This window comes from Actinokineospora sp. PR83 (genome assembly GCF_021056305.1).
GTDB lineage: Bacteria > Actinomycetota > Actinomycetes > Mycobacteriales > Pseudonocardiaceae > Actinokineospora > Actinokineospora spheciospongiae.
In genome coordinates, this window is the sequence record NZ_JAJCXD010000151.1 from 10,918 (window position 1) to 31,270 (window position 20,353).

5 protein-coding genes are annotated in these 20,353 nt (G+C 76.0%); all 5 read left to right on the plus strand.

Annotated features, from left to right (window positions below):
• The first annotated feature begins 7 nt into the window (after nt 1-7).
• From L6E12_RS33595 to L6E12_RS33625, 5 genes are read left to right on the plus strand one after another with little or no spacing between them, the layout of a single operon-like run.
• Entirely contained in the window at nt 8-1,678 is a 1,671-nt protein-coding gene (locus L6E12_RS33595; RefSeq protein ID WP_236231949.1) for a fatty acyl-AMP ligase, read from the plus strand.
• Complete coding sequence (locus tag L6E12_RS33600; protein WP_308075428.1) at nt 1,675-10,998, plus strand: non-ribosomal peptide synthetase; 9,324 nt, start codon at nt 1,675-1,677, stop codon at nt 10,996-10,998. Before L6E12_RS33595 ends, L6E12_RS33600 begins: the two co-directional genes overlap by 4 nt.
• Nucleotides 10,995-18,014 (plus strand): non-ribosomal peptide synthetase/type I polyketide synthase, encoded by a 7,020-nt coding sequence (locus L6E12_RS33615; RefSeq protein ID WP_308075429.1) that lies wholly within the window; start codon nt 10,995-10,997, stop codon nt 18,012-18,014. Before L6E12_RS33600 ends, L6E12_RS33615 begins: the two co-directional genes overlap by 4 nt.
• Nucleotides 18,011-19,042, plus strand: a complete 1,032-nt coding sequence (locus L6E12_RS33620) for an acetylserotonin O-methyltransferase (protein WP_236231950.1) — start codon at nt 18,011-18,013, stop codon at nt 19,040-19,042. The genes L6E12_RS33615 and L6E12_RS33620 overlap by 4 nt, the downstream gene beginning before the upstream one ends.
• The gene (locus L6E12_RS33625; protein ID WP_236231951.1) at nt 19,039-20,340 is read left to right on the plus strand and encodes a cytochrome P450; all 1,302 of its coding nucleotides are present in this window, start codon (nt 19,039-19,041) and stop codon (nt 20,338-20,340) included. Before L6E12_RS33620 ends, L6E12_RS33625 begins: the two co-directional genes overlap by 4 nt.
• Nucleotides 20,341-20,353 lie beyond the last annotated feature (13 nt).

Sequence of the window (20,353 nt, forward strand, 5' to 3'; positions counted from 1 at the left end):
CCCCATCATGCGAACGTTGCCCGACGACTTCTTCGGCGAAATCCTTACCCGCCGGGCGGAGGAAACGCCAGAGCGAACCGCTTACCATTTCATTACGGGCGGTGACACCGACACGGTTTCCTATCGCCGACTCCACCAAAGCGTACTCGCCGCCGCGGCGGCACTTCGGGAGCACGCCCGCCCCGGCGACCGGGTACTGCTGATGCCGGGGCCGGGTGAGCGTTTCGTGGTCGCATTCCTCGCCGCCCTGCATTGCGGTGTCATCGCGGTGCCGAGCTATCCGCCGGTGACCGAGAAGAACCTGGCGCGGCTGCGCGGGATCGCCGTGGACGCTGAGCCGGTGGCCGTGGTCGCCGACGCCGCGGTCCTGGCCCTGCTGCCCGCGGGCGACCCGGTGTTCGACCGGCTGACCCGGGTCGACGCCGCCGCGCTCACCGCGCCCGGCGGGAGCACCGACGTGGACCCGGTCGCCACCACACCGGCGTTCCTGCAGTACACCTCGGGGTCGACAGGCGCACCCAAGGGCGTGCTGGTCAGCCACGCGAACCTGCTGCACAACTCGGCCGTCATCGCCGACCGGATGCGGCTGGGCGCGGAGTCGACGCTGGTCAGCTGGCTGCCGCCGTACCACGACATGGGCCTGGTCGGCGGGGTGCTGCAACCGCTGTTCTCCGGTTTCCCCGGGGTGCTGACCCCGCCGCTGGAGTTCCTGCAGCAGCCGATGCGCTGGCTGCGGCTGGTCTCCCGGTTCGGCGCCACGGTCAGCGGCGGCCCCGACTTCGCCTACGAGCTGTGCGCCCGCCGCTACCGCCCCGACGACGCCGACGACCTGGACCTGAGCGGCTGGCAGGTGGCCTTCAGCGGGTCCGAGCCGATCCGGCCGGGCACGTTGGACCGGTTCACCGAGACCTTCGCACCGCGTGGTTTCCGACGGTCGTCGTGGTTCCCCTGCTACGGCCTCGCCGAGACGACCCTGTTCGTCAGCGGCGGACCGGTGGGGACCGAGCCCGTCACCCGGGTGGTCGGCGACGACAGTCCGGGGGCCGTCACCGAACACGTCGGGTGCGGTGGGCTCCCCAAGGGCCTCGACGTCCGCGTGGTGCGCCAGGACGGGGACACCGAGCTGCCCGAGGGCGAGGTGGGCGAGGTCGTCGTGGCCGGGGCGAGCGTGGCGGCGGGCTACTGGAACGGCGTCGCCGCCGACCGGTTCGAGCTGCGGCTGCCCGGTTCCACCGAACCGTTCCTGCGCACCGGCGACCTCGGCGTGATCGCCGACGGGCAGCTCTACATCACCGGTCGGCTCAAGGACGTGTTGATCATCAGGGGCCGCAACCACTACCCGCAGGACGTGGAGGCGTGCGCCGAGCGCGCCCACGACCTGGTGCGGGCGCACGGCAGCGCGGTGTTCACCGTGCCCGGCCCCGACGCCGAGCGGCTGGTCGTGGTGGCGGAGATGTTCCAGCGCAAGGACCCGGCGGGCGTCGCCGACGCCGCCGCCGCGATCCGCCGCGCCGTCGCCGAGGAACTGGGGCTGCACGTGCACACCGTCGTCGCGGTCCGGGCGCGCGCCCTGCCGCGCACCGCCAACGGCAAGCTGCGCCGCCAGGAGTGCCGGGCGCTGTTCCTCGACGGTGCGCTGGACCTGCTCGAACCGGCGGAGCGGGGGGCGGGCCGGTGAGCGCCCTGCAGACCCTGACCGCCATCGCCGCGCGCCTGCTGGAGCGCGACCCCGCCGGGCTGGACCCCGACACCGCACCGCTGGAGCTGGGCTTCGACTCGCTGCTGGCGATCGGCCTGGCGCACGAGGCGGAGACGGCCCTGGGCGTCGTGCTGCCGGTGGGCGACATCCTCGCCGGGCGCACGCTGCGCGAGCTGGCCGAGTCCGCCGCGGGCCCGGCCCGCGCCGCCGTCACCGCCGGGGAACGGCCCGACCGGCTGCCGCTGTCGGCGGCGCAGCGCCGGATGTGGGTGCTCGACCAGCTCGACCCCGGCGCGTACGTGCTGGTGGGCGCGATCCGGCTGCCGGAGGAGCCCGACGCCGCCGACCTGGCCGCGCGCCTGTCGCGGGTGGCCGAGCGGCACGAGGTCCTGCGCACCGTCTTCCCCTCCGACGTCGACGGCCCGTACCAGCACGTCCTGCCCGCCGGGTGGGTCGAGGTGGCGACGCTGCCCGAGGGCGCGGACGCGGTCGCGGCGCTGACCGCCGAACCGTTCGACCTGGCCCGGGGCCCGCTGGTGCGCGCCGCCGTGGTCGGCCGCGACCTGGTGCTGGCCGCGCACCACATCGTCTGCGACGGCTGGTCCCTCGACGTGGTGCTGGACGAGCTGACCGCAGAGGACCCGGCCCCGCCGCCCGTGCAGTACGCGGACTACAGCCTGTGGCACCACCGGCTGCTCGACTCCGGGGAGCGGGAGCGGCAGCTCGCGCACTGGCGGGAGCGCTTCGCCGAGGTGCCCGCGCCGCTGGAGCTGCCGGTGGACCACGCGCGCACCGGGGTCGACGGCGCGGGCGCGGTGCACGAGCACGTCGTGCCCGCCGAGGTGCGGTCCGCGCTCGCCGGGGTCGCCCGCGCGCACGGCGTGACCACGTTCGTCGTGCTGCACGCCGCCTACGCCACCTTCCTGTCCCGGATCACCGGGCAGACCGACGTCGTGGTGGCCACCCCGGTCGCCAACCGCCCCGACCCGGCGCTGGACCGGCTGGTCGGCTTCTTCGTCAACACCCTCGCGCTGCGCACCGACCTCGGCGATGCCCCGACGTTCGGGGTGCTGCTGCGCCGCTGCCGCGACACCCTGCTCGACGCGCAGCGCAACCAGGACCTGCCCTTCGACGAACTGGTGGACGCGCTGGTGCCCACCCGGGCGCCGGGGGCGGCCCCGCTGGCGCAGACGCTGCTGACGGTGCGCCGCCGCGCCGAGCGGGCCGGGGCCACCGCCCGCGAGCTGCACACCGGGACGGCGAAGTTCGACCTGTCGCTGGACGTCGAGGACACCGGCGTGGAGTTCGCGCTGCGCTGGGAGTACCGCACGGCCCTGTTCGACGAGGCGACGATCGCCGGGTTCGCGGGCTGGTTCACCGTGCTGCTCCAGGGGATCGCCGACCGGCCGGAGTGGCCGGTCGACCACCTGCCGCTGCTGACCGCCGCCGAGATCACCGCCCGCGCCGACCTGGGCGAGGGGCTCCCGGTCACCAGGGCGCCGTCGGTGCTGTCGCGCTTCGCCCGCGCCACCCGCCGGTTCGCCGACCGCACGGCCCTGCGCGCGGGGGCGGACACCGTCACCTACGCGGAGCTGTCCGCCCGGGTGCACGCGCTGGCGGACCGGCTGGTCGCGCTGGGCGCCGGGCCGGAGGCACTGGTGGGCCTGCACGCGGGCCGGGGCATCGACACCGTTGTCGGGTTGTGGGCGGTCCTGCACACCGGCGCGGGGTACCTGCCGCTGGACCCGACGCACCCGCCGCGCAGGCTGGAGCAGATCGTCGCCGCGGCGGACCCGGTGGTGGTCCTCGCCGAGCCGGACCTGCCCGAACTCCCCGCGCGCACGATCCCGCTCACCGACAGGTCCGATGTGGACTCAGGGGTCCAGCGGACCGCCCCGCTCCCGGACAACCTCGCCTACGTCCTCTACACCTCCGGCTCGACCGGCGTGCCCAAGGGCGTGGCGGTCACGCACGCGAACCTGGCGAACCTGCTGGTCGCCATGGACGAGCTGCTCGCCGGGCACGACCCGCAGACCTGGTTGGCGCTGACCAGCACGGCCTTCGACATCTCCGTGGTCGAACTCATCTGGACGCTGACCACCGGCGCGACCGTCGTGTTCCCCGACGACTCCCCGGTCACCGACCAGCTCGACGGCATCACCCACCTGCAAACCACCCCGTCCTACGCCACGAAACTGCTCACGCAGGACGCCTCCGCGCTGGCCGGGCTCAACACGCTGATGCTCGGCGGCGAAGCCATCTCCCCCGCCCTGCGCGAACTCCTGCACCAACTCCCCGACACCCGACACATCAACGGCTACGGACCCACCGAAGCCACCGTCTACGCCACCACCGCCCCCATCAACACCACCGCGACCACCACCCCCATCGGCCTGCCCGTGCCCGGGGTGACCGCGCGCCCGCTGGACCGCTCGCTGGCGATCACCCCCACCACCGGCGAACTGTGCCTCGGCGGTGCCGGGGTGGCCCGCGGCTACCTGGGCAACCCGCGGCTCACCGCCGCCCGCTTCACCCCCGACCCGCACGGCGAGCCCGGCGCGCGGGTGTACCGGACCGGCGACCTCGCGCACGCCGAACCCGATGGTGTGCTGCACTTCCACGGCCGCGCCGACCAGCAGACCAAGGTCAACGGCTACCGGGTCGAACTGGGCGACATCACCGCCGCGCTCACCGCCCACCCGGCCGTCCGCGCCGCGCACACCGCCCTTACCCCGGGCCCGGAGATCACCGCCTACCTCGTCGGCGACGCGGACGAGGCCGAGCTGCGCGCACACCTGCGCGGCCTGCTGCCGACGTGGATGCACCCCGCGCACCTGGTGGCGCTGCCGGAGCTGCCGCTGACCGTCAACGGCAAGCTCGACACCGCCCGGCTGCCGCTGCCCGACCGGGCGGTGCGCGCGCACCGGGCACCGGAGGGCGCCACCGAGCAGGTGCTGGCCACGATCTGGGCGCGGCTGCTGGGCACCGCCGAGCCGGGGCGCGACGACGACTTCTTCGCCTCCGGCGGGCAGTCGCTGCTCGCCGCGCAGCTCGCCGCCCGGGTGCGCGCCGCGCTGGGCAGGAAGCTGTCGGTGCGGGCGGTGTTCGAGCACCCCACGATCGCCGACCTGGCCGCGCACCTGGACACCTGCCCCCGCGGCGACACCGCGTCGCTGCCGCTGCCCCGGCCCGCCCGGCTGCCGCTGTCGGCGGCGCAGCGCCGGATCTGGGTCCAGGCCCAACTGTCCACGAAGGACGCCTACGTCATCGCGGGCGCGGTGCGGATCACCGGCGAGGTCGACCCGGCCGAGCTGGGCGCCCGGCTGGACGCGCTGGTGGCCAGGCACGAGGCGCTGCGCACGGCGTTCCCGCACGACGAGGACGGCCCCCACCAGGTGGTCCACCCCGCGGGCCCGGTGCCGCTGCCGGTGATCACCGCCGAGGAGCGGCGGGAGCTGGTCGACCGGCCGTTCGACCTGGCCACCGGGCCGCTGCTGCGCGCTGCGCTGGTGCCGGTCGACACCGGGTACGAACTGCTCGTCGCCGTGCACCACATCGTCTGCGACGGCTGGTCGCTGGGCGTGCTGCTGGCGGAGCTGACCGGTGCGACCGCCGAGCCGCTGCCGTTGCAGTACGCCGACTACACCTTGGCCGAGGCGGACCACGACCACACCGCGCACCTGGCGCACTGGCGGACCCGGCTGGCCGACCTGCCCGACGCGCTGCGGCTGCCCACCGACCACCCGCGCCCGGTCGGCTCCGACGGCCGCGGCGCCAACCACCACCAGGTCCTCGACGCCGACCTCACCGAGCGGCTGCGCGCGTTCGCCGCCGAGCGGGGCGCGACCCTGTTCATGGTGGTGGCCGCCGCCTACGCGGCCCTGCTGGGCAGGCTGTCCCGGAGCACCGACGTGCTGATCGGCACCCCGGTCTCACACCGCCCGGACCCGGCGCTGGAGCCGCTGGTGGGGCTGTTCCTCAACACCGTGGCGCTGCGGCTGGACCTGTCCGACGACCCGACCGCCGCCGAGCTGGTGGCCCGGGCCAGGGACGCGGTGCTGGGCGCGCACGAGCACCAGGACGTGCCGTTCGAGCACGTCGTGCGGGAGCTGGGCGCGGTCGCGGACCCGGACGCGCACCCGGTGTTCCAGACCATGCTCTCGGTGCGGCCGGAGCTGCCCGGGGTGGTCACCGCCGACGGGGTGGAGTACCGGGCGAGCGCGGTCGACACCGGTACCGCCAAGTTCGACCTGTCGGTGGAGGTCGTCGGGATCGACGGGCCCGCGCCCGGCCTGCGCTGGGAGTACCGCACCCAACTGTTCACCCCCGCCACCGTGGCCGGGTTCGCCGGTCACCTGCGCACCCTGCTCGCCGCGATCGCCGACGCCCCCGCCACTCCGGTGAGCGCACTGCCGGTGCTGACCGGCGTGCAGCGGGCGGCGGCGGTCGGGCACCGCACCCCGGCGGGCACGACCGGCGTCCTGACCCGCTGGCGCGCTGCGCTGGCCCGCCACGGCGACCGGACCGCGCTCGTGCAGGGCGGCCGGACGCTGACCTACGCCGAACTGGCCGACCGCGTGCACGCCCTCGCCGCCCGGTTGCGCGCCGAAGGCGCCGGGCCGGAGTCGTTGGTGGGCCTGCACAGCGTGCGCGGGGTGGACACCGTGGTCGGGCTGTGGGCGACCCTGCTCACCGGCGCCGCTTACCTGCCGCTGGACCCCACGCACCCGCCCGCCCGGCTGCGCCGGATCACCGACGACGCGAACCCGGTCGTCGTCCTCACCGAACCGGCGGCGGGCCCGGCGCCGACGACCGACGTGCCGGTGCTTGACCTGGGCGCCGACCACTCAGCCGATCAGCCTGCCGCGACCGACCCGGGCGTGGACCCGCACCCGGCATCGCTGGCCTACGTCCTCTACACCTCCGGTTCGACCGGTGTGCCCAAGGGCGTGGCGGTCACGCACGCGAACCTGGCGAACCTGCTGCACGCCGTGGACGACCTGCTGGGCACCCCCGAACCGCAGACCTGGCTCGCGCTGACCAGCCCGGCGTTCGACATCTCCGTGGTCGAACTCATCTGGACGCTGACCACCGGCGCCACCGTCGTCCTCCCCGACGCGGGCGACGAGTCGGCGGCCCTGCCCGGGGTCACGCACCTGCAAACCACCCCGTCCTACGCCACGAAACTGCTCACCCGCGACACCTCCGCGCTGTCCGGCCTCACGACGCTGATGCTCGGCGGCGAAGCCATCTCCCCCGCCCTGCGCGAACTCCTGCACCAACTCCCGAACACCCGGCACATCAACGGCTACGGACCCACCGAAGCCACCGTCTACGCCACCACCGCACCCATCGACACCACCGCGACCAGCACGCCCATCGGCACCGCTGTACCCGGGACCGGCGCCGTCGTGCTGGAGCCGTCGCTGCTGCCCGCACCCGACCACGTGATCGGCCGGTTGCACCTGTCCGGCGCCGGGGTCAGCCGCGGCTACCTGGGCAATCCCCGGCTCACCGCGCAGCGGTTCCGCCCGGACCCGTACGGCGAGCCGGGTGCGCGGGTGTACGACACCGGCGACCTGGCCCACCGCGACCCGGGCGGCGTGCTGCACTTCCACGGCCGCGCCGACCAGCAGACCAAGGTCAACGGCTACCGGGTGGAACTCGGCGAGGTGACCGCCGTCCTGGTGCGCCACCCCGGCGTCCGCTCGGCGCACACCGTGCTCGGCCCGGACGGCGACATCGTGTCCTATGTGGTCTGGGCTGGTGAGCCCGCCGCCGACGCGCTGGCCGCCCACCTCGGCGAGCAGTTGCCCGCCTGGATGCGCCCGGCCCACCTGCTGCCGCTCGACGAACTGCCGCTGACCGTCAATGGCAAGCTCGACACCCGCCGCCTCCCGACCCCGACCACCGCCCCCGCGCCGCCCACCCCGCCGCGGACCGCGGCCGAACACCTGGTCGCGGGGCTGTTCGCGGAGCTGCTGGAGGTCCCGGTCGACTCCACCGCCGACGACTTCTTCCGCCGCGGCGGGCACTCCCTGCTGGCCACCCGGCTGGCGGCCCGCCTCGGGCTGCCGCTGCGCGCGGTCTTCGACCACCCCACGGTCGGCGCCCTCGCCGCGCACCTCAACACCACCGGGGGCACCACCGGGGGCGCACCCGCGCCCGCCCGGCGGCCCCGGCCCGACCGGCTGCCGCTGTCCCCGGCGCAGCGCAGGCTGTGGTTCCTGGAGCAGCTCGCGCCCGGCGCCTACGCGGTCCCCGTCTCGGTCCGCGTCAGCCCGCGGATCGACCGCGCCCGGCTCGCCGCCGCCCTGGACGGGCTTCGCGCCCGGCACGAGGCGCTGCGCACGACGTTCCCGCACGACGCCGACGGCCCGGTGCAGCACGTCGCCGAACCCGCGCCGGTCCCGCTGCCCGTGCTCGACGCGGAGGGCGTGGCGGCGTGGCGGGACGCGCCGTTCGACCTGGCCGGGGGTCCGCTGGTGCGGGCCGCGGTCGTCGAACACGCCGACTCCACCGAGCTGCTGCTCGTGCTGCACCACATCATCTGCGACGGCTGGTCGCTGGACCTGCTGCTGGACGAGCTGGTCGCCACCCTGGACGGCACCCCGCCGACCGGTGCGCCGGCGCAGTGCGCCGACCACACTCTGTGGCAGGCCGACCTGCTCTCCGGCGGCGAACGCGACCGGCAACTGGGCTACTGGCGGACCCGGCTCGCCGACCCGCCCGCGGCCCTGCTGCTGCCCACCGACCGCCCCCGCCCCGCGGGCCCCGCCGTGCGCGGCGCCCAGCACACCCACGCCCTGCCCGCCGAGGTCGCCGCGGGTCTGCGCGACCTCGCCGCAGCCCACGGCACCACCGTCTTCGCCGCCCTCTACGCCGCCTACACCGTTCTCCTGTCCCGCCTCAGTGGACAGTCCGATGTGGTCGTGGGAACCCCGGTGGCCAACCGCACCGGGACCGAACTGGCCTCCGTCGTCGGCTTCCTGGCCAACACGCTGGCCCTGCGCACGCCGGTCGAGCCGTCGACCCCGTTCGCGGTGCTGCTCGACCGCTGCCACCGCACGCTCGTCGAGGCGCAGGAGCACCAGGACCTGCCGTTCGAGGAGATCGTCGACGAGCTGCGGCTGCCGCGCGACCACACCCGCAACCCGCTGTTCCAGGCCATGCTCACCCTGCGGCACGAGCGCGGCGAGCGCACCGCCGCCGGGCACGCGGTCACCACGGCGGGCGAGGACACCGGCACGGCCAAGGCCGACCTGACCCTGGCCGTGCACCAGGACCGGGCGGGCGGGCTGGAGCTGCGCTGGGAGTACCCGACGGAGCTGTTCGACGCGGCCACCACCGCCCGGTTCGCCGAGTGCTTCACCGTGCTCACCGCCGCCGCGGTCGCCGCACCGGGGACCGCCGTGGACGCGCTGCCCCTGCTCTCACCCGAGGCCCGCGACCGCGCCATCGCCTCGGGCACCACCGAGGCCACCCCCGACGCGCACGTCCTCGTGCTCGACGAGTTCGCCGCGCGGGTGGCCGAGGCGCCGAACGCGGTCGCGCTGCGCGACGACTCCGGCGCCCTGACCTACGGCGAGCTGGACCGCCGCACCCGCGACCTGGCCGCGCACCTGCGGGGGCTCGGCGTCGGCCCGGACACCCTGGTCGGCCTGCACGCCCACCGCGGCACCGGCCTGGTGGTCGGGATCGTCGCCATCCTGCGCGCGGGCGGCGCCTACCTGCCGCTGGACCCGGCTTACCCGCCCGCCCGGGTGCGGGCGATCGTCGAGGACGCCCGCCCGCCGGTGGTGCTGTTCGACGCGCCACTGCCCGAACTGGCCGGGGTCACCGCGGTCCCGCTGGACATACCGCTGCCCGCGACGGCCGACGACCCGGTCACCGTGCACCCGGGGAACCTCGCGTACGTCATCTACACCTCCGGTTCCACCGGCACCCCCAAGGGCGTCGCCGTCACCCACGCGAACCTGGCCTCCTCCACCGCGGCCCGGTCGAGCGTCTACGACGGTCCGGTCCGCGGGTTCGTGCTGGTGTCCTCCCCCGCGTTCGACACCTCCGTGGCGTCGATCTTCTGGAGCCTCACCGCGGGCGCCGAACTGCACCTGCCTGCCGACGGCGCACAGCTCGACCTGGACCACCTGGAATCGTTGCTGCGCAGGCCCTCGGCCAGCCACCTGGTCTGCCTGCCCTCGCTCTGGCGGCTGCTGATGGCGCGGTTCGAGGGCGCTCCCGGCGCGCTGCGAGTGGTCGCCGTGGCGGGTGAGCCGGTCGACCCGGCGCTGGTGGACCTGCACCACCGGACCTGCCCGGACGTGGCGCTGTACAACGAGTACGGGCCGACCGAGAACACCGTCTGGAGCACCGCCGCCCGCCTGTCGCCCGGCACCGCCGTGTCGATCGGGGCGCCGATCCCCGGCTCCGGGGCGCACGTCCTGGACGCCCGGCTGGAGCCCTGCCCGGACGGCGTGGTCGGCGAGGTGTGGCTGACCGGGTCCGGCCTGGCCCGCGGCTACCTGCGCAACGCGCGGCTCACCGCGAGCCGCTTCCGCCCCGACCCGCACGGTGCCCCCGGGGCCCGCGCCTACCGCACCGGCGACCTGGCGCACCGCGCCGCCGACGGGCGGCTGTCCTTCCGCGGCCGGGTCGACACCCAGGTCAAGATCCGCGGCTACCGGGTCGAACCGGACGAGGTCACCGCGACCCTGCTGCGCCACCCCGCCGTCACCGCCGCGCACACGGTGGTGCGCGAGGGCCCGGGCGGCCCCGAACTGGTGGCCTACACCGTCGCCGACGCCCCCGCCGCCGAGCTGCGGGCGCACCTGGCCGGGCACCTGCCCGACTGGCTGCGCCCCGCGCACCTGGTCGCGCTGCCCGCCCTCCCGTTGACCCCCAACGGCAAGGTCGACGCCCAGGCCCTGCCCGCGCCGACCCCGGTGGCCGTGCACAGCGCCGCCCCCACCACCCCCGCCGAGGAACGGGTGAGCGAGGTGCTGCGGCAGCTCCTGGGCACCGGGGGCATCGGTGTCGACCACAGCTTCTTCGAGCTGGGCGCGCACTCGCTGCTGCTGGTGCAGGCGTGCGAGCTGCTGCGGCCGATGCGCGCGGACCTGCGGGTGGTCGACCTGTTCCGCTACCCGACCGTCCGCACGCTGGCGGCCTACCTCTCCGGCGGTCCGCACCGGACCGACTCCCCCGCGGTCGACCCCGGCTCCGGCCGCGCCCGGCTGACCCGCCGCCGCGCCCGCGCCGCGCGGGTGCCCGACCGCACCGAGCCGATGGAGGCACCGTGACCACGCACCTGCCCGGTGCCGACCCCGCCGGGGCCGCCCCGGCACCGGAGACCCCGGTGGACGCCATCGCGGTGATCGGCATGGCGGGCCGCTTCCCCGGGGCCGGGGACGTCGGGGCGTTCTGGGCCAACCTGCTCGCCGGGGTCGACTCGGTGACCGACACCCCGGGCGCCGGGCCGCGCGGGGTGCTGGCGGACGCGGAGCTGTTCGACGCCGGGTTCTTCGGGTTCAGCCCGCTGGAGGCCGAGCGCACCGACCCGCAGCACCGGGTGTTCCTGGAGTGCGTGCACGCGGCCCTGGACGACGCCGGGCACGGCGACCCCGCCCGCAGGCCGGTGACCGGGCTGTACGCGGGTTCCGGGCTGAGCACCTACCTGCTCGACGTGCTGGCCAGCCCCCGGCACACCGCCGACCTGGACGAGTCGCAGCTTGTCATCGGCTGCGACAAGGACTACCTGGCCACTCGGGTCGCGCACCGGCTCGACCTGCGCGGCCCCGCCGTCGTGGTGCAGTCGGCGTGCTCGACCTCGCTGGTGGCGGTGCACCTGGCGGTGCAGGCGCTGCTGGCCGGGGAGTGCGACCTGGCCGTGGCGGGCGGGGTGTCGGTGCGCGGCGGCTCCGCGTCCGCCCTGCCCAGCCGAGGTGACGGCATGGTGTCCCCCGACGGCCGCTGCCGGGCGTTCGACGCGGGTGCCACCGGCATGGTCTCCGGTGACGGTGTCGGCGCGGTGGTGCTGCGCAGGCTCGACGACGCGCTGGCCGACGGCGACCGGGTGCTGGCGCTGGTGCGCGGGTCGGCGGTCAACAACGACGGCGCCGCCAAGGCCGGGTACACCGCGCCCTCGGTCGGCGGTCAGGTCGAGGTCATCCGCGCCGCGCACGCCGCCGCGGGCACCGACCCGGCGACCGTCGGGTACGTCGAGGCGCACGGCACCGGCACCCGGCTGGGCGACCCGATCGAGGTGGCCGCGCTGGCCGAGGCGCTGGGCCCTGGCCGCGACTGCGTACTGGGCTCGGTGAAGACCAACATCGGCCACCTCGACGCCGCCGCCGGGGTCGCCTCGCTGATCAAGGCCGTGCAGGCGGTGCGCACCCGGGTGGTGCCCGCGACCCTGCACTTCCGCACCGCCAACCCGGAACTGGGCCTGGCCGACACCCGGTTCCGGGTCAGCGCCGAGCCGCGCCCCTGGTCCGGGCGGGCCGGGGTCAGCTCGTTCGGCATCGGCGGCACCAACGCGCACGTGGTGCTGGAGGAGGCCCCCGCGCGCCCCGCGCCGGACGGGCACCGCCCGTGGCAGCTTGTCCCGCTCAGCGCGCGGACCCCGGAGGCGTTGTCCGACGCGGCGGCGCGGCTCGCCGACGCGCTCGCGCCCCTGACCGGCGCCGAGTTCGCCGACGCCGCGCACACGCTGCAAACCGGCAGGCAGGTCTTCGGCCACCGGCTCGCCGTGGCCGCCCGCACCGGCGCCGAGGCCGCCGAGCGGTTGCGCACCACAGGGCATTCCACAGTGGAGGGTGTGTCGCCGGTCGTCTTCCTGTTCTCGGGGCAGGGGTCGCAGTACCCGGGCATGGGTTCCGGGTTGCGCGAGACCGAACCGGTGTTCCGGGCCGAGTTCGACGCGTGCCTGGGCATCGCCGCCGACCTGGGCACCGACCTGCGCGCCGCGCTGGCCGACCCGGAGCTGTTGCGGCGCACCGAGTTCACCCAGCCCGCGCTGTTCGCCGTGGAGTACGCGCTCGCCCGGCTGTGGGAGTCCTGGGGCGTGCGCCCGGCGGCCGTGGTCGGGCACAGCGTGGGTGAACTGGTCGCCGCCTGCGTCGCCGGGGTCCTCACCCGCGACGACGCGCTGGCCCTGGTCGTCGCCCGGGGCCGGGCCATCGCGGCCTGCCCGCCGGGGGCGATGCTCGCCGTGGGCGCGGACATCTCAGGCGACTTGGGCGACCTGCCGCCGGGGGTGGAGGTCGCCGCCGTCAACGCCACCGCGCAGACCACCGTCGCGGGTCCGGCCGCCGCCGTCGCCGCGTTCGCCGAGGACTGCGCCGCCCGCGGCATCCGCACCCGGCTGCTGCGCACCTCGCACGCCTTCCACACCTCCGCCATGGCCCCCGCCGCCGCCGAGGTGGCGGCGGTGGCGGCCACCCTGGCGCACGCCCCGGCGCGGATTCCACTGCACTCCACGGTGACCGGCGAGCCGATGACCGAGGTCGACCCCGGGTATTGGGGGCGGCAGCTACGCGCCCCGGTGCGCTTCGCCGACGCGGTGGCCGCGGTGCGCGGCCTGCCGATGGTGGAGGTCGGCCCGGGCCGGTCCCTGTCCGAGCTGGCCGGTCCCGGTGCCCGGCAGAGCCTGCCGACCGCGGGCGCCGAGCGGCACGACGCGGCCACCCTCGTGGAGACCGCCGCCGCCCTGTGGTGCGCGGGGGTCCCGCTGGACTGGTCGGGGCTGCACCGCGGTCAGCGCCGCCGCCGCACCGGCCTGCCCGGCTACGCCTTCCAGCGCACCCGCCACACCGTCCGCGGCGACGCCGCCCCCACCCAGGTCATCCGCCGGGCGCCAGGAGAAACAGCGCGGCAGGAGCCGGGGACGGGCACCGAGCAGGTCGTCGCGGCGGTGTGGGAGCGGCTGCTGGGCGTCGAGGGCGTGACCCGCGACCAGTCGTTCTTCCAACTGGGCGGGCACTCGCTGGTCGGGATGCGGGTGCTCGACGAGCTGGCCGCCAAGTTCGGCGTCCGGCTGCCGGTGGCCGCCCTCTACGACCACCCGACCCTGGGTGAGCTGGCGGGCGCGGTCGACCGCGCGGAGGCGACCGAGCTGCCGCCGATCACCGCCGGACCGGTCGACGGCGCACCGCTGACCCCGACCCAGGAGCGCTTCTGGCTGCGCCAGCGGGCGGTGCCCGACGACGTGGCGGGCACGGTGTTCGTCGCGGTCCGGCTGCGCGGCAGGCTCGACCGGGCCGCGCTGGAGCGCGCCTGCGCCGCCCTCCCGGCCCGGCACGCCGTGCTGCGCGCCCGGTTCGTCGACACCCCGGCGGGTCTGCGCCAGGTTGTGCCCACCACCGCCGAGCTGCCGCTGCGCTCGCGCACCACGGGCACCCCAGCCGAGCTGGAGGACCTGGCCCGCGCCGAGGCCGAGCGCCCGTTCGACCTGACCGCCGAGCCCCCGGTGCGCGCGCTGCTGGTCAGCCTGCCCGACGACGAGCACGCCCTGATGCTGTCGGTGCACCACATCGCCACCGACGCCGCCTCGAACGCGGTGCTGCTGCACGACCTGGCCGCCTGCTACGCCGCCGAGGCCCGCGGCGAGCGCCCCGAGCTGCCCGAACCCGACCTCCAGTTCGCCGACTACGCCCGGTGGCTGCGCGCCCGGCTGGCCGACGGCGAGCAGGAGCGGGCGGAAGCGCACTGGCGGGCGAGCCTCGACGGCGTGTCCACCGCGGTGCAGCTCCCGGTCGACCGCCCGGCGGGCCGCACCGTCCACTCCGGGCGGCTGACCCACCGCACCGCCGACCTGGCCGCGCTCGACGCGCACCGCGAGCGGACCGGGACACCGCTGTTCGCCTGCCTGCTGGGTGCCTTCCAGGTGCTGCTGAGCCGCTACGGCGCCGGGGAGCGGTTCGTCGTGGGCGTGCCGGTGACCGGGCGGCGGCTGCCGGAGCTGGAGTCGGTCGTCGGGCCGCTGTTCGCCACGGTGCCGCTGGTGGCCGACCTGTCCGGTGCGCCGGGCTTCGCCGAGGTCACCGAACGGGTGCGGCACACCGCGGCGGCGGCCTTCGAGCACGCCGCCGTGCCCGCCGAGCGGTTCCTGACCGGGTCCTACGACGTGCTCTTCGCCCTCCAGGACACCCCCGCCCCGCCCCCGGACCTGCCCGGCCTGAGCGTCGAACCGCTGGAGTTGGGCCGTGGCACAGCCCAGTGCGCGCTGACGCTGTCCCTGGTGCGCGAGGGCGGTGGGTTGACCGTGCTGGTGGACTACGACACCGCCCGCTTCGACCGCGCGACCGTGGAGGCGCTGCTGGCGCACTACGAGCGCCTGCTGCACACCCTGCCCGGCAGCACGGTCCCGGTCGACCGGGTGCCGCTGCTGTCGGACGGCGAACGCGCGGCGGTCCTGGAATCCCTCGCCGACCACGCCGACCTGCCGTGGATCACGGAGACGGTGCACGCGCTGGTCGCCGCGCAGGTCGAGCGCACCCCGGACGCCACCGCTGTGGTCTTCGGGGACGAGGAGCTGACCTACGCCGAGCTGTGGCGACGGGTGCTGGCCGAGGCACGCGGGCTGGTCACGGCCGGGGTGCGGCGCGGCGAGGTGGTGGCCGTGTGCCTGCCGCGCTCGGCCGAGCTGGTGGTGGCGCTGCTGGCGGTGCTGACCGCCGGGGCGGCGTTCCTGCCGCTGGACCCGGCGCACCCGGCCGACCGGCGCCGCCGAATGCTCGCCGACTCCGGGGCCACCCGGCTCATCGGCTCCGACCCCGACCTGACCGGGGTGGCCGAGCACCGACTGGGTGCGAGCCGGACACACGAGGTGGCGCTGCCCGAGGTGGGCGCGGGTGACCTGGCGTACCTGATGTACACCTCGGGGTCGACCGGGGCGCCCAAGGGCGTGGCGGTCGCGCACACCGGGGTGTCGGCGGACCTGGACTGGCGGCGGGCGGTGACCGGGCTGGGCCCGGGCGACCGGCTGCTGCACACCGTATCGTTCGCCTTCGACCCCTCGGTGTGGCAGCTCTTCGGCCCGCTGGTGACCGGGGCCGCGGTCGTCGTGGCCGACCAGGAGACGACCGCCGACGCGACCGCCGTCGTGGAGTTGATCGCCGCGCGCGGGATCACCGTCGCCGACTTCGTCCCGGCCCAGCTCGGTCGGGCGCTGGAGGTCGCCGACGGGCGGCTGCGCACGCTGCGGCACGTGTTCTGCGGCGGCGAGCGGCTCGGCGCGGACCTGGTGGCCCGCTTCCACGCGGCCACCACCGCCACCCTGCACAACCAGTACGGCCCGACCGAGGCCACCATCGACACCACCTCGCACGCCCTGCCCCGCGACCGCGCCGAGACCGAGGTGCCGATCGGGCGGCCGGTGGCGGGCAAGCGGGTCCGGGTGCTCGACGCGCACGGCGAGCCGGTGCCCGCTGGCGCGGTCGGCGAGCTGTGGATCGGCGGCACCGGCCTGGCCCTGGGCTACACCGGGGCGAGCGGGCAGACCGCGGCCCGGTTCCGGCCGGACCCGTTCGGCGAGCCGGGGTCGCGGATGTACCGCAGCGGCGACCTGGCCCGGCACCGGCCGGACGGCACGCTGGAGTTCGCGGGCCGGGTCGACGGGCAGATCAAGGTCAACGGCGTGCGGATCGAGCCCGCCGAGGTCGAGCGGGTGCTGCGGGCGCACCCGGCGGTGGCCGAGGCGGTCGCGGTGCTGCGCCCGGTGCGCGGCCTGCCCGCCCTCACCGCGTACGTGACCCCCTCGGGCGCCGAGCCGCTGGACCCGGCGGCGCTGCGGCCGTTCGTGGCGGGCAGGCTGCCTTCGGCGTTCGTGCCCGCGCACGTGGTGGCCATTCCCGCGCTGCCGCTGAGCCCGACCGGCAAGGTCGACGTCCGGGCGCTGCCCGAGGTCGACCCCGGTACCGGTGCCCGGGCGCCGAAGCCGGGCACGGAGGCGGCGCTGGCCGCGCTGTGGGCCGAGGCGCTGGGCCTGCCCGAGGTCGCCGCCGACGCGGACTTCTTCCAGCTCGGCGGGGACTCGCTGGTGGCGGTGCGGTTGATCCGCGCCGTGCGCGACCGCTTCGGCGTTACGGTGGCGCTGGGCGACTTCTTCGCCGCCGCCACCGTGGAACGGCTCGCCGAGGCGGTCGAGGCGGGGGCGGACACCCCACCGCTGCGGCGCCGGGAAACGCCGGACGCCCCGCTGTCGTGGAGCCAGCGGCGGGTCGCCGCCGTGGTCGCGGCGGGCGGCACCGGCGCCGAGGTGGAGCTGGCGGTGGCGGCCCGGATCGCGGGCGGGGTGGACGAGGACGCGCTCGCCGAGGCGTTGACCGCCCTGGTGGCCCGGCACGAGGCGCTGCGCGTGGTGGTCGACGGCGACCGCCAGCACCCGGTGGACCCGTACGACGTGCTCGGCAGCACCGAACCGCTGTCACTGGGCACCGGCAGGCTGCTGGCCGCCGAGTTGTCCACTGTGGAGGACGGGCACCGGCTGGTGCTGCGGGCGCACCGGATCGCCGTGGACGGCGCCGCGGCGGGCGTGCTCGCCACCGACCTCGCCGCCCTCTACCGGGCCCGGCTCGCGGGCGCCCCGGACCCGCTGCCGCCGCTGCGGCTGCACCACCCGGACTTCGCCGCCTGGGAGCGCGAGCGGCTGACCCCCGAGGTGGTCGACGCGGCGGTCCGCGACTGGCTCGCCGACACCACCCCGCCCCCCGTCCCCGACGCGCTGCGCGTCCCCCCGGGCGGTTCCCGGCGGGTCCGCACCCACGTCCTCGACGAGGCGCGGACGGCCCGGTTCGCCGCGCTGGCCCGGGAACACGGGGTGCCCGCGCGCTCGCTGCTGCTGGCGGTGCTGGCCGACTGCGCCGAGGCGGTCACCGGGCCGCTGCCCATCGCGGTCCCGGTGAGCGGGCGCACCGACCCGGCGCTGGACGGGGTGGTGGGCCGGTTCGTCAACCTGGCCGTGGTGCGCCCGGTCGGGGCGGGCGACTTCGCCGAGCGGGTCCGGCGCACCCACGCCGAGGCGCTCACCGCCTACCACCGGCAGCAACTGCTCCCGCACACCGCGCTGGAGCGGGCCGTGGACCTGCCGCTGATGGCGGACCTGGCCGACCCGGCCCCGGCGCTGGGCCCCGGCCTGGTCGCCGAGGCGCCCCGGGAGCACTGGACGGACTTCGGGCTGGCACTTCAGGCCCACCACACCGAACACAGGTTGGAGCTGGTGATGCTGTACGACGCGCGGATCGACGGGGCGGCCGTGCCCCTGGCGGAGGCGGTCTTCGCCCGCCTGGCCGCCCTCACCACCCGGGACGAGCGGTGACCGGGGCGCGGACCGGGGTCGACCCCCGGCAGCGGGTCTCCACCATGATCGAGGGTTACCGGCGCAGCGCCCTGGTGCACACCGCCGCCGAACTCGGCGTGGCCGCGCACCTGGCGGGCACCCGGCGCACCGCCGCCGACCTCGCCCGCCGCGTCGGCGCCCACGAGCGGCCGCTCACCCAGGTGCTGCGCGCCCTGGTCGGCCTGGGCCTACTCGACCAGGACGACGACGACCGGTTCGGCCTGACCGAGGCGGGCGAGTACCTCGACCCGGCGCACCCGGGGTCGCTGCACGGGCAGGCGGTCTACTTCGGCGGCGCCAGCTACCGGGCCTACTCGGGCCTGACCACCGCCCTGCGCGAGGGCGGGATCGCCTTCGACCACGTCTTCGGGATGCCCTACTACGACCACCTCGACCGCGACCCGGTCCTGGCCGAGCACTACCACCGGATGATCGCCCTGCCCGCCGGGTCGGCGGCGCTCATCGGCAGCCTGTTCGACTTCTCCACCGCCACCGAGGTGGTCGACGTCGGCGGCGGCAACGGCTCGCTGCTCGCGGAGATCCTCACCCTGGCCCCGGCCGCGACCGGGACCCTGTTCGAGCTGCCGCTGACCGAGCCGTCGGCCACCCAGACCCTCGCGTCGGTGCCGGGCGGGGACCGGTGCCGGTTCGTCCCCGGCGACTTCCGCGAGCACGTGCCCCCCGGCGGCGACGTCTACGTGCTGTCGCGGGTGCTGGCCAACTGGCCGGACCCGGTGGCCGGGCGCATCCTGGCCAACTGCCGCGCCGCCCTGGGCGCCACCGGCAGGCTGCTGGTGTTCGAGATGATGGCGCCGGACCGCGTCGAGGAGGGCATGTCCGTCGTCGAGGGCGACATGAACGCCCTGGCCCACCTCGGCGGCGCGGTCCGCACCCGCGCCCAGTTCACCGAGCTGCTGACCGGCGCGGGCCTGCGCCTGGACCGCGTCCAGCAGGTCCCCGGCACCTTCTGGACCCTGCTGGAGTCCAGTGTGGACGGTCGGCCATGAGTGCGATCCCGGTCTTCCCCGGGCCGCCGCTGCTGGGGCTGAACCTGCGCTTCCTGCGCGACCCCATCGGCATGTTCTCCCAGGCCCGCCGCGACCACGGCGACGTGGTGCAGCTCGACCTCGGCCTGGCCGGGCCGCTGCACGCGGTCTTCCACCCCGAGGGCGTCAAGCAGGTGCTGATGAACGGCCGCCGCACGCACCGGCAGCTCCTGCGCGAACTGCTCGGCAAGGGCCTGTTCACCAGCCCCAGCGGCGACGACTGGGGGCGCAGGCGCAGGCTGCTGACCCCGCTGTTCCGCGCCGAGCGGCTGGCCGCGATGACCCCGCTGCTGCTCGGTCCGCTGGACGAGGCGCTCGACACCCGGTGGCGCACCGGCGAGCGGATCGACCTGGCCACCGAGATGAAGCGGATCACCGTGGCGATGATGGTCGAGGCCACCTTCGGCACCGGCGCCGACGTCGACCGCGCCGCCGCCCGGGCCGCGCTGGACTTCCTGCTCGGCTACGTCGACCACCAGCTCTTCACCTTCGCCACCGCGCCCCGCTCCTGGCCGACACCCGCGAACCGGCGCTACCGCACCGACATCGCCGCGCTGCGCCGGATCATCGGCGACGCGCTGGGAGCCCGCACCCGGCGGCCGGGCACCGAGCCGACGTTCCTCGACGGGCTGCTGGAACACCGGGCCGGGTTCTCCGACGAGGAACTGGTCGACGAGGTGCTGTCCATCTTCATCGCGGGCACGGAGACCACCGGCACCGCGCTGGTCTGGGCGCTGCACCTGCTCAGCCTCAACGGCGAGGTGGCCGAGCAGCTCCGCGCCGAGGTCGACGACGTCGTGGGGCAGCGGGACCCGACCGGGGACCTGCTGCGGAAGCTGCGGGTGCCGCGCGCCGCCGTCCGCGAGTCGCTGCGGCTCTACCCGCCCGCGTGGGCGCTGCGAAGGGTGCTCGACGAACCGCTGGACGTCGGCGGGCACGTGCTGCCCGCCGGGGCGCGGACGATCGTGTCGTCGTACGTGACCCACCGCCACCCCGACGTGTGGTCGGTGCCCGACGCGTTCCTCCCGGAGCGCTGGCTCTCCGGCGAGGAGCGGCACCGCTTCGCCTACTTCCCGTTCGGCGCGGGCGCGCACCAGTGCGTCGGCAACACCTTCGCCCAACTGGAGGGCGACCTGGTGCTGACCAGGGTCGCCCAGCGCTTCCGCCTCGACCCGCTGCCCAACCAGCCGACCGGGACCAAGCCCGCGATCGCGCTGACCCCCGTCCCAGCGCCGACCCCGCTGCTGATGCCCGTCTGACCCGACAAGGACC